The sequence below is a fragment of the Mycoplasma sp. HU2014 genome (genome assembly GCF_001199495.1).
Classification (GTDB): Bacteria; Bacillota_I; Bacilli_A; order Mycoplasmatales; family Mycoplasmataceae; genus Mycoplasma.
The window spans coordinates 1-11,799 of record NZ_LFYS01000045.1 but is presented as its reverse complement, the minus strand read 5'-3'; the positions used below and the strand labels follow the sequence as shown (position 1 = coordinate 11,799).

Sequence of the window (11,799 nt, the reverse complement as noted above, 5' to 3'; positions counted from 1 at the left end):
GTTTTTCTCTTACAGTATGCACTAGCAAAACCCTGTTTTATTAATCTTTTATCTAAATTAGAATATGAAATCTTATAACCAAATTTTTCTTTTAAACAACTATGATAATTTTTCAACGTCAAAAATGAACAACTACTGTTATTGTTCTCTCCTCCTGTTATTTTCATTTCTCCTTGATAAACTTCACCCAAGTTGTATATTGTTTCATCACTATATTTTTGCGCATTCTTGTTATTTACATTTTTATGAGAAAGTATTATCTCCTTTCCGGTATTTATAAAATCAAGATATTCTTTCTTATATCTTTTTATAGTAGAAACAGATTTATTAAATTGCTTTGCTATTGATAAACATGATCTTTTAGGATCCTTTGCAAAGATATCTAATATACATTTTTTAATTTCTGCATATGACTTATTGTCTAAAATAGTAAACATTCTAACCTCCTTTACCAATTATATGTTTTGGATCCAAAACATATAATTGGTAAGGTATCATTTTGTTTGATATTCCAGACAAAACTTTTAAATTAATCAATCATTAATAAACATATGCTAAAATTAATAAGACATTGTTTTAAATTAAAATAAAGGAGCACTCATGGAAAATAAAAAGAAAATAAATGATCGTGATTTTATTAACATTACACAATCAGAAGAGTTTGAACCAGGTGTTAAAGGTTTAAAACAAAAATTAAAACTTCAAAAGAAATTAACAAGTAAATATTCAAAAGAAATTTTGGATAATGGTCTTGTTGTGACAACTCAAAATCATGTTCCTAATTTAGATAAACACATTATTGAGTTAAAAAATGTTAGAAAATCTTATATTACAGGAGATCTAGAAACTCCAGTATTAAAAGGTATTGATGTTAAATTAGATAAATCTGATTTTATTGTTATTTTAGGACCATCTGGATCAGGAAAAACTACATTCTTAAACATAATTTCAGGACTAGATAAAGCAACTGAAGGAGACGTATTCATTCTTGGATCTAACCTAACATTATTAAAAGATTCTCATATGACTAAATTTAGAAGAAGAAATGTTGGATTTGTTTTCCAACAATATAACTTACTAACAAACTTAACTTCTAAAGAAAACGCTGAAGTTGCAGAAAACTTAGCCAAAAATAAAGGGGGAATGTCAATTGAAGAAATCTTTGAAACAATTGGTATGAAAGAACAAATGAACAAATACCCTCACCAAATGTCAGGGGGACAACAACAACGTGTTTCTATCGCCAGAGCGTTAGCTAAAAACCCTGATATTCTATTTGCCGATGAGCCTACTGGAGCGTTAGATGAAGAAATGGGACGTAAGGTTCTTGAAATTTTAGTTAAAGTTAATAGAGAATACAAAACAACAATTATTGTTGTTACTCACAACCCTAACATTGCTAAAATCGCTAATACTGTTATTCATATCAGAAACGGTGTTATTGATAGTTTAGAGCATAACGCTAATCCAGCTGATCCACAAACAATTGATTGATCATAATTTAATAAACAAAAAGAGGAATTATTCCTCTTTTTCTTTGTCTTTATTATCTTCTTTTGAATCTTCTGATACTTTTTCAGATTTTTTAGCTTTTGTTGAAGTTGATTTTCTTCTAGGTTTTTTTACTTCTTCAGAAGAAACTTCTTCAACTTTTTCTTGTTCTTGTTCTTTTTTAATATCATTAATATCTAATTCAATAATTTTACCTTCTTTGATTTTTTCTTGTTCTTTAGCATATTTTTCTTTTTCAATTAAAACCGCTTCAGGTAATTTTTTGTTTTTATTAATGTAATCGATTTGTTCAGCTGTAATAGTTTCTAGTACTCTTAGAGATTCAGCAAGCAATTCTAAAGTATCCATGTTTTCTTTAATTATCTTAATAGCTAATTTATATGATTCATCCAAAATTCTAGATACTTCAGCATCAATTTTTGCAGCTGTTTGTTCAGAATAACTTCCTTCAGTTTTACCATAAGCTTCATCAGCCATTGTTAAAAGTTTAGTAATACCCAAATCAGACATACCAAATTGCATTACCATTCTTTTTGCTATGGTTGTAGCTTTATCAAAGTCATCATGAGCTCCTGTTGTAACATTATCTTTTCCAAATTTAATTTCTTCAGCTGCACGACCACCTAAGTAACCAGCAATCATTGCATATAAATCATTTTTAGATGAGAATAATGTTTCATCTTTAGGAGTCATAATTGTATAACCACCTGCATTACCACGTGGGATAATTGTAACTTTTTGTACTTTAGATGCGCTTTCTAATTTTAATCCAATTAAAGCGTGACCAGATTCATGGTATGAAACAATATCTTTATCATGCATTGTCATAGCACGAGATTTTTTAGCAGGACCGCCAACAACTCTATCGATAGCTTCATCAATTTCAGTAATAGAGATAACTGATTTTCCTTCTCTAACCATTAAAATAGCAGCTTCATTTAAAACGTTTTCAAGTTGTGCTCCTGAGAACCCTGGAGTTCTTTCAGCGACTCTATGTCAATCAACACTTGAATCAACTTTTTTATTTCTTGCATGTAATTTTAAGATTTGTTCGCGTTCTTTAATATCTGGTAGAGATACTTGAATAACTCTATCAAAACGTCCTGGTCTTAATAATGCTGGGTCTAAAACATCAACACGGTTAGTTGCTGCCATAACAATAATTCCTGAGTTAGTTTCAAATCCATCCATTTCAACTAACAATTGGTTTAATGTTTGTTCATTTGTTCCTGTTCCAATTCCTACATTACGTTTACGTCCTACAGCATCAATTTCATCAATAAAGATGATTGCTGGAGCAGATTTTTTAGCTTCGTTAAACATTTCTCTAACACGGCTGGCACCAACCCCAACAAACATTTCTTCAAATTCAGAGCCTGCAATTGAGAAGAATGAAACTCCCGCTTCTCCAGCAACTGCTTTAGCAAGTAAAGTCTTACCTGTTCCTGGTGGACCTTCCATTAAAACACCTTTTGGCGCTCTTGCTCCAGCTGAAGCATATTTAGCTGGTTGTTTTAAATAATCAACTAACTCAATTAATTCACCTTTTTCTTCTTCAATACCTGCAACATCACTAAATCTAACTTTTGATTTTTCTTTTCTTGCTTTATTTTTACCCATTCCAAATAAACCGTTAGCTCCAGCTGCACCACCAGCCGCACCACCTTTGAACATAAAGTAAAATAAACCAATATAGAATAAAATCAAGATAAGCATTGGTAGTAATGATGATATGAACGAAACAACTGAAGTGTTATTGTAAACTATAGTGTTTGAATTTAAAATTAAGTTTTTAAAATTTTGATCTGTTATTGAATTAATAGCAAGATCGCTTGTATTAACAACAAATTTTATTCAACCACCTTCAGATTGATATCATCCACTTATTATGTCAGTTCCATATATGTATTTTTGCAATGTAATGTTATCAACTTTACCGGCTTGTGCTTTTTCATACAACTGATCTAGAGTAAGACTTTGGGTAGTTCCTGCTGCTGTTGTACTAACAATAGTAAATATTAAAATAACAGCTAGTATCAGAATAACTCAAAACCATAAACTAGGTTTTCTTTTTTTCTTATCCATGATATTCTCCCCTCTAAAAATACCTATACAATATAATAATATTATCACATTCACATTTTAAAAACTAACGAACCTAAATTTTGCTTTCTAAACAAAATTTTCTGTTATTTTTTAACTAAAAACAATAAAGTTGAAAACTTATTCTAGTTGTTTGTTAAATAGTATTTTTTAATTTTATTTAAGATTATTTTTTTATCTTTATTATAAACAATAGGATTTAATATTCGAGATTTATATCTAATCTTTCTATCTATTAAATATCGGTTAGTTTTTTTATTGTCAATTGTTGTTTCTAATTTATATTTTTCATAATCATTAGTAATTATGTAGCTAAAATCTCTTTGATTAAAAATAATTTGTTCTATTTGGTTGATATTTTCAAACATAGTCTGATTAATTAAATCATCTAAATTATTAATAATTAATGTTCTAGGTTTTAATAACTCATTAGAAATTAAAAATAATTTATCATAATCTTTAATTAGACTATATTCATTTAAAGTTATTTTTCAAAAATTCTTTTTTGAATTTACTAATGTTTTAGTTATTTCAACAATAGTTTTATTACTTCTATTTAATAATAATTCTTCTTTTTTAATAACTTTAAAATAGTTATAAATAATTCTTTGTATAACATTATGTTCTAAAGAAAACAGATCTTTATTTAATTCAAGTTCATCATTAACAAGATTGTTTTTTAAATATTTATCTACAATTTTGTTAATTTTATCTAGCTGTTGATTCTTTGTTTTAATTTCTTCTAATAAAGTATTAAAATCATCTTCATTTAGAGTAGATCTAATTTTATTTCTTTCATACTTATTATCTAAATTAGTTGAATCAATTGCATATTTAATATTGTGATTATCTAAATAATTGAGAATATATGATTTTTTAATATCTAACATTATTCGATGAATATTCATATCTTTATATTTAGATTGGGTTTTTAAACCATAGTAATTAACTTGATTATTACGTTGTTTTTGTAAAAGGTATGTTTCAATCAAATCATTTAAATTATGAGCAACTAATAAGTTAAAAATATTATATTTATTTGCAATTTCATTGAAAAAATCATATCTTAAAGTTCTTGCTCATGATTCAAAATTAGTTTTTAATTCTAAATAATTTTGATTTACATTTAAGATTTCTAGTTTTAAATTATGTTCTAAACAAAAGTCTTGTACAATTTTTTGATCAATATTTGAATCAACTCTAAAATTGTAATTTACATGACAAACTATGATATTTTTCTTATCAATTTTTTTTAAAATGTTATTTAGTAAAAAAATACTATCAGAACCACCAGAAACAGCAACTAAATATTTTTTTGTACTATCAATATTTAAATTATTCATAGCAAGTGTTTCCTAATTTATTTTTAGAATTTTTGAGATTTTTTCGAAACGTTTTTTATCTTTTTTAACTATACTTGTGAATAAAACTTGTGTTACATAAAGCAATGAAAACATAGAAGAATATTTAATTTTTTGTAACGGGTCTTGATCTGTTGGAGCATATTTAATTCAACAATCAGCAACTTTTGAAAATGCAGTTGAATTATTCATAGAAACTAATGCTACAAATGAACCATTGTTGTGAATTTGTTCTATCATCTTTTTAACAGAAATATTTTCACCGAAATGAGAAATCACAATAAAAAGTCAGTTTTCATCAGATATTTTTGAATAGTAATCTAATGTTTCTTGTTGTTTAATAACAATCGGCGGTATTCCTATTAAACTCATTTTTTCATATAGATCGCTTGCAATATAACTTATGCTTGAATCTTGAGAAACAATACATACAGTTTTAGTTTTAAAAATTGCTTCAACAATTTTATCCACTTCATCCACATCAATTAAACTATCTGTTAAGTTAATTGCATTAGTTATTTCATCATAGTTAAACTCATTCTTTTTAGTATGTGTTTTAGGATCTGAATTCAATTGTTCTTCAATTAAATAAACCCTGATAAGAGTTTTAAGTTCGCTAAAACCTGATAGATTTAAATATTTTTGACAAAATCTAGTAATAGTAGCGGGAGAAGTATAAGTAATTTGAGCAACCTTAGAAATATTAAAATTAGCAACTAAATGCATGTTATCTAAAATTGTTTTACTTGTTAGTCCAATATTACTTTCTGGTTCTTTTGCCAGTTCTCTTAGTTTAAAAATAACACTTGTTACATTCATAGTAATTTGCCTCTTTTTCTTACTTATATAATACAACACAATCTAAAAATGTTATATCTCTAAGTTAATCATGAAAGTACTTCAACAGTTCATCTGTATATGTTTCATCAGCGTTATGAGTGACTAAGGTTGGTAGTATTTGCATACCTTCATTTCCTTGATATATTCCATCAATTAAAACAGTTTTTGCTTCTTGATTCGCTTTAGATTGAACTAGCATCATTCTTTTTGGATATATGTTATATTTGTAAAATAAATTAATAATTTCTCCAGTTCTTTCTGCACGATGAACTATTGTGAAATTACCTTTATTTTTTAAACATTTACTTGCACAATAAATTATTTCTTCTAATGTTATTAAAACTTCATGTCTAGCATTTACAACTTCTTGAGAAATTTCTTTTAATTTAGGTTTTCCATCCATTTTAAAAAATGGCGGATTACAAACTATTAAGTCAAAAACTTGATTATGAGTTTTTGCAAATTCTTTTATATCTGAACACACTATCCCTATTTGATTACTTAAATTATTTAATTCAACATTTTCTTTTGCTATTTCAACAGCTTGCTGTTGAATTTCAACTCCAACAATTTTAGCACTAGTATATTTACTTAAAACTAAGGGAATTACTGCATTATTGGTTCCAAAATCTGCAATCATTTTTCTTTTACCTGTTAGATTTGCAAATCGTGCTACTAAAATACTATCTAAAGTAAAGTTAAACATTTTATTATGTTGATATAATTTTCTATTTTTATAACCTAATAAATCATTTAATACTTTCATTATATTTCCTCAACAATTCTAATTAAATAATTATCAATAGATATATTTGTTATTGGTAAAAATTTTAGGTCATCTAAAACTTCTAAAGTCATTTCAATAAGATTATGAAATTTATGAACTATAGTTCTATGATAAGCATCAGTTATTAATTTTATTTGATCGTTTCTATTCATTGATTTTAGTTTTGATCCAAATAATAGAATTTCGCCTTTATTTTTTTTGATTAATAATTCTTCAAAATCATTTAATTGTTCACATACTATTTGCTGATTTTCAATATTAACTAACTGACATCTAGATAGAATGGTGGTTATTATTTCACTATAGTTATTGGTTAGCAAAAATCCATAGGTATTAATTGGTGGTTCTTCTAAGAATTTTAGTATTGAGTTAGCTGAAGTATTTTTTAAATTTTCTGCATTTTTTATAATAAAAAATTTAATATTTTGTTCTCCAGTTGAAGACATACTCATTTTTTCAATTAACTCATGAACTTGTTGATTAGTAATAGCACTATGGCTATCTCCAATTTGAAAAACATCAATATTTTTATCTTCTAGTATTTGTTTTTTTAATTTATTTAAATCTAAATGATCAGAATTCTTACAAAACATATAAGCTATGATTTCACTAGCCATTTGCATACTTATTTGATTATCATTACTATTCAATATAGTATTAGCAAATAAGTTGTTATTATCGACCATTTTTTTTAATCTTTTTAAAACTTCTTCTTTTTTCATATTATTTTAAATTTTCTAAAATTAATTTTAATGCTTGATCACTAACTTCATCAATTGTTTTAGAAGCATCAACTTCTTTAATTCTCTTAGGATTATTTTTAACTAATGTTTTATAACCTTGATAAACTTTTTCTTTAAAATCCATTTTTTCTTTATCTAAACGGTTTTTAATTTCTTCTCCTCTTATGTTCATTCGTGATTCAGCAATTTCAGGTTTTATATCAAAAAATAAAGTTAAATCAGGTTTACACTCACCTAAAATAATAGCTTGAATATGATCAACATTTTCAACACCAATATTTCTAGCATTCCCTTGATAAGCACTAGTTGAATCCATAAATCTATCTGAAATTACAACAACACCATCTTTTAAAGCTGGTTTAATTACTTTTTCTAAATGTTCTTTTCTTGCTGCAATAAATAATAAAGCTTCAGTTCAAGAATGCATTGATTCATTTTTATTATCTAAAATGATTTGTCGTAATTGTTCAGCAATACGTTCACCACCCGGCTCTCTTGTTACTAAAACTTTATATCCTCTTTTTTCTAGCTCTTGTTTAACTTTTAAAATTGTTGTAGTTTTGCCACTACCATCTATTCCTTCGAATGTTATAAACATGATTTATTCTCCATATTTTTTTCTATTATTAAATGCGCTTTCTAAAGTGAATTCATCCATATAATCTAAACTTGCACCCATCGGTATTCCTTTTGCAATTCTAGTTACTTTTATATTTTTTTCGCTTAATAATTTGTTTAAATAATTAGCTGTGACTTCTCCTTGAAATGTTGCGTTTAAAGCTAATATAATTTCAGTGTTTTTGTTAATTCTTTCTAATAGTTTATTAATGTTTAATTTATTTGGAGAGATGTTTTTATTTAAATCAATTTCTCCATTTAAGATATGATAAACACCTTTAAATTTATTAATATCTTCTATATTTTTAGCATCTAATATATTTGATACAACACAAATTAAGTTTTTATCTCTATTAGTTAAACTACAAACTAAACATTGGTTGTTTTCAGCTAAATAACTACAAATCTGACATATACTTATATTTTGTTTTAATATATTTAACTGATTAATAAATTGATCTAAATTATTTTGATTAATTAATAGATCTACTAATAATCTTTCTGTAGTTTTTTTAGTTAGTCCTTTGTTATTTTTTACAATATCAACGATTTTGTCAAATAGTATTTCAGACATATTAATCACCTATTATAAAATCATCATCAAATAGTGCTTTTGCTTTTTGAATTAACTCATTATTATGTGAAACTTTTTTATTATTTTTTATATATTTATTTTTAATTTCATCGAAAGTTTTTTCTTGATATTCAGATAATTTATTTTTGGATTTTAAATCTTTAAAGATCATCATTATTTCATCTTTTTTATTATCATCAATTGCAAATATAAAGTAATGTTTTTTGAATCATGAATAGATATTATTCAAAACTTTTTCATCTAACATTAAATTGTTAATTAAATTTGCTTGACTATTTGATTGAGTTTTTAAAATTATTGCACTATCAGTTAAAGCCATTAATTTTGTATCTAATAGCATGTACAAATTATTAGCATGATTTTTATTTAATAAATTATCAAATTCATCAGTTGCAAATAATTCACTAAATAATTTATCTACTTTTAATTTTTCACCTTTAAAATCTCTTGTTCCAGTTAAGAAATTAATTAGATCCATATTGTCAAATGTTGAATTATTTTTCATAGAAATCACATCTAATAAATATGAATTTAATTTAGATTTTAATTCAATCAATTTAAAACATTCTTTATCAATTAAATCGTTTTCTATTATATCAATTTTTGTTTCATAAAATGAAGTGATAGGTTGTTGTTCAACTTGTTCTATTTCTATTGTTTGTTGTTCAATAACAACTGTTTTTTCTTCTTCAGATGTTTTATTTATTTCTTTTGTTTCAAGAATTATTTCTTCTATTTGAATATCGTTTTTTATTCTATTAATATCATTATTTTTGATTTTATTTTCATCAATGATATCAATATTATTTTGAATAGAAATATCTTTATTTATTGATTTTAATAAACTTAACAATAAATAGTTATAACTAATGTTTGAGTTTTTAGTTTTTGAATAAGCATCAGCTAAATTATCAGCTAATTTAAAAATATCTTTTATATTAGAATTATCAAATCATCTTACATCATCTTGTGTTAAGACATTTAAAAAATCAAAACCATTAGTTAATTTGTATTCAACAATTTCTTTAATTATTTCAATAATACCTAAAGCAAAAACATCTCAGTTCATACCTTGATTATTAGCTTTTTCAAAATAAGAAATAATAAATTCAGAGTTATTATTTAAAGTACTTTTTACTATTTGAAGTTGTTCTTTTTTTGTAGCTATTAAAAAGATTGATTTTAAATTATTAATTGTTATTTTTTTATCACTTACTAAAATTAATTGTTCAATGATATTAATTGCATCTCTTAATGAACCTTCTGATAAATAATAAACTTCATCTAAAGTTTCTTTATCTATTTCACAACCTTCTTGACTAACTATAAAGTTTAATCTATTAGTTAAAGATTGCTTGTCAATTTTAGAAAAATTAAATATTTGACATCTTGATAATATTGTTTGAGGAATTTTACTAAATTCAGTTGTAGCTAAAATAAAAACAGCATGAATTGGTGGTTCTTCTAATGTTTTTAATAATGCATTAAATGCTTGTTTAGTTAACATATGAACTTCATCAATTATATAGATTTTATATTTACTATTTAATGGTAAAGTAGCAACAGAGTTTTTAATATCTCTTATTTCATCAACACCATTATTTGAAGCAGCATCAATTTCAATGATATCTGAACTTCTATTTTCATTAGCCATAATACAATTAGTACATTTATCACAAGCCTTAGATTGATCCAGTTCTAAACAGTTAATAGTTTTTGCAAATATTCTTGCAACACTAGTTTTTCCAGTTCCTCTTTGTCCAGCGAATAAAAGAGCGTGACTTATTTTATTGTCACTAATTTGTTTTTTTAATATTTCAATAACATTTTTATGTCCTGCTACACTATTAAAATCTTTTGGTCTGTAAATCCTATATAAAGATTGTTTATTTATTTCCATGTTTTACCTCTTAATTACTATATATATTTTACCTTATATTAAGAACTTAAACTTACAACAATAATTGTTTTCTGGAATATCAAACAAAATGATACCTTACCAATTATATGTTTTGGATCCAAAACATATAATTGGTAAAGGAGGTTAGAATGTTTACTATTTTAGACAATAAGTCATATGCAGAAATTAAAAAATGTATATTAGATATCTTTGCAAAAGATCCTAAAAGATCATGTTTATCAATAGCAAAGCAATTTAATAAATCTGTTTCTACTATAAAAAGATATAAGAAAGAATATCTTGATTTTATAAATACCGGAAAGGAGATAATACTTTCTCATAAAAATGTAAATACATTATGGCCAAATTAAAAGTGAAAACAATTTATCTAAGCAAGAAATGATTAAATTATTATCAGATTATTCTTGATCTGCAGATTCAAAAAAACCAGTAAGAGAAAATTATTTTTCAACAATGAATGAAGAAAAACTAAGAAGAATTTTTCCCTATCTTTTTGGTTTTGTTAATAAAAAATATTTAGCTAAAAAAATCAATATAGATATCCACGGGGGGAATCTTATACAAATATTAAAAAGATTGATATTCTTCCTAAAGATATTGATATTTTAACTTATTCTTTTCCTTGTCAAGATATTTCTCAACAAGGTGCACAAAAAGGTATAACAAAACAAACTAGATCAGGTTTGCTTTTTGAAGTTGAAAGAATTTTAAAAAATAATAAAGATAGACTACCAAAAGTCTTGCTATTATGAAAACATTAAATCCAGATGCAAATGATTCTTTAATAGAGAAATATTATGAAGAATCATTTTTATCAGTAGATTTTCCAAATATAAAATTATCAAAAAGTACCGTTTCAAATTTTATTTACAAGCTTGGTTGTGACACCAATAAAATTATTGAATTTATTAGAAAAAGGGTTGAAAAAACAAATGCAAATGACCTTGTTGCTATTGATGGTATGCTTAAAAATTACAATAGTAAAATAACATCATTTGGTTCTTTATCATATAAATCGAGAATTAAAAATACAAAAAATATATCAATCGTTACTGCTTTTAATATAACAACAAAAGATATAATTTGTTCTTTACCATATCGTGGTAATTGCGTTGATTTTACTAGTTTTCCTGATTTTTTAGAAAAAACTAATATAAAAACTGGGGTTATTATAGGAGATAAAGGGGTTAGCAATGGTAAAAATATACCAGATCAAGTAGGTTATATATTTCCTATAAAACGTTCTTTGAGTATTTTACATAAACTTAATATTTATGATATGGAAGAAAAATTTAGCAATAAAGACAACACCATTTTTT

13 protein-coding genes and 1 pseudogene are annotated in these 11,799 nt (G+C 25.0%); 5 read left to right on the top strand and 9 right to left on the bottom strand.

The features are described 5' to 3' along the window. Window positions 1-437, bottom strand: a 437-nt coding sequence (locus AB668_RS02540; protein WP_152908034.1) for a hypothetical protein, incomplete at its 3' end; no start/stop codon positions are given. 163 nt (window positions 438-600) lie between these two features. Between AB668_RS02540 and AB668_RS02535 the strand changes: the two genes are divergently transcribed. After that, the gene (locus AB668_RS02535) at window positions 601-1,500 is read left to right on the top strand and encodes an ABC transporter ATP-binding protein (RefSeq protein WP_050517487.1); all 900 of its coding nucleotides are present in this window, start codon (window positions 601-603) and stop codon (window positions 1,498-1,500) included. Between the two features lie 21 nt (window positions 1,501-1,521). On the opposite strand, the gene ftsH is transcribed toward AB668_RS02535, so the two are convergent. The 8 genes from ftsH to dnaX form a co-directional block, all read right to left on the bottom strand. Next, window positions 1,522-3,597 carry an ATP-dependent zinc metalloprotease FtsH gene (ftsH, locus tag AB668_RS02530; protein ID WP_050517486.1) on the bottom strand — a complete coding sequence of 692 codons (2,076 nt, stop codon included), beginning with the start codon at window positions 3,595-3,597 and terminating at the stop codon, window positions 1,522-1,524. Window positions 3,598-3,740: 143 nt separating this feature from the next. After that, on the bottom strand, window positions 3,741-4,958 hold the full coding sequence (gene tilS / locus AB668_RS02525) for a tRNA lysidine(34) synthetase TilS (protein WP_050517485.1): 1,218 nt from the start codon (window positions 4,956-4,958) through the stop codon (window positions 3,741-3,743). 12 nt (window positions 4,959-4,970) lie between these two features. After that, complete coding sequence (locus tag AB668_RS02520) at window positions 4,971-5,795, bottom strand: MurR/RpiR family transcriptional regulator (protein WP_050517484.1); 825 nt, start codon at window positions 5,793-5,795, stop codon at window positions 4,971-4,973. Between the two features lie 64 nt (window positions 5,796-5,859). Then, a complete protein-coding gene (locus AB668_RS02515) occupies window positions 5,860-6,582 on the bottom strand; it encodes a tRNA1(Val) (adenine(37)-N6)-methyltransferase (RefSeq protein ID WP_050517483.1) in 723 nt (240 codons plus the stop codon). Then, complete coding sequence (locus AB668_RS02510; RefSeq protein WP_050517482.1) at window positions 6,582-7,325, bottom strand: DNA polymerase III subunit delta'; 744 nt, start codon at window positions 7,323-7,325, stop codon at window positions 6,582-6,584. Before AB668_RS02510 ends, AB668_RS02515 begins: the two co-directional genes overlap by 1 nt. Window position 7,326: 1 nt before the next feature. Continuing rightward, window positions 7,327-7,944 carry a dTMP kinase gene (gene tmk, locus AB668_RS02505; RefSeq protein WP_050517481.1) on the bottom strand — a complete coding sequence of 206 codons (618 nt, stop codon included), beginning with the start codon at window positions 7,942-7,944 and terminating at the stop codon, window positions 7,327-7,329. Between the two features lie 3 nt (window positions 7,945-7,947). Beyond that, window positions 7,948-8,538, bottom strand: a complete 591-nt coding sequence (recR, locus tag AB668_RS02500) for a recombination mediator RecR (RefSeq protein ID WP_050517480.1) — start codon at window positions 8,536-8,538, stop codon at window positions 7,948-7,950. Between the two features lies 1 nt (window position 8,539). Next, window positions 8,540-10,459 carry a DNA polymerase III subunit gamma/tau gene (gene dnaX / locus AB668_RS02495; protein ID WP_050517479.1) on the bottom strand — a complete coding sequence of 640 codons (1,920 nt, stop codon included), beginning with the start codon at window positions 10,457-10,459 and terminating at the stop codon, window positions 8,540-8,542. Window positions 10,460-10,608: 149 nt separating this feature from the next. Here dnaX and AB668_RS02490 point away from each other — a divergent pair, with 149 nt between their 5' ends. The 4 genes and pseudogenes from AB668_RS02490 to AB668_RS02480 all read left to right on the top strand — a co-directional run. Further along, complete coding sequence (locus tag AB668_RS02490) at window positions 10,609-10,830, top strand: hypothetical protein (protein ID WP_050517478.1); 222 nt, start codon at window positions 10,609-10,611, stop codon at window positions 10,828-10,830. A gap of 28 nt (window positions 10,831-10,858) precedes the next feature. Next, window positions 10,859-11,089 (top strand): hypothetical protein, encoded by a 231-nt coding sequence (locus tag AB668_RS02485; RefSeq protein ID WP_050517477.1) that lies wholly within the window; start codon window positions 10,859-10,861, stop codon window positions 11,087-11,089. After that, window positions 11,047-11,241: a DNA cytosine methyltransferase gene (locus AB668_RS06100; RefSeq protein WP_082160322.1), complete on the top strand. Its 195-nt coding sequence runs from the start codon at window positions 11,047-11,049 to the stop codon at window positions 11,239-11,241. Before AB668_RS02485 ends, AB668_RS06100 begins: the two co-directional genes overlap by 43 nt. Then, window positions 11,229-11,799: pseudogene (locus AB668_RS02480) on the top strand (hypothetical protein); the annotation flags it as partial. The gene AB668_RS06100 and the pseudogene AB668_RS02480, both read left to right, overlap by 13 nt.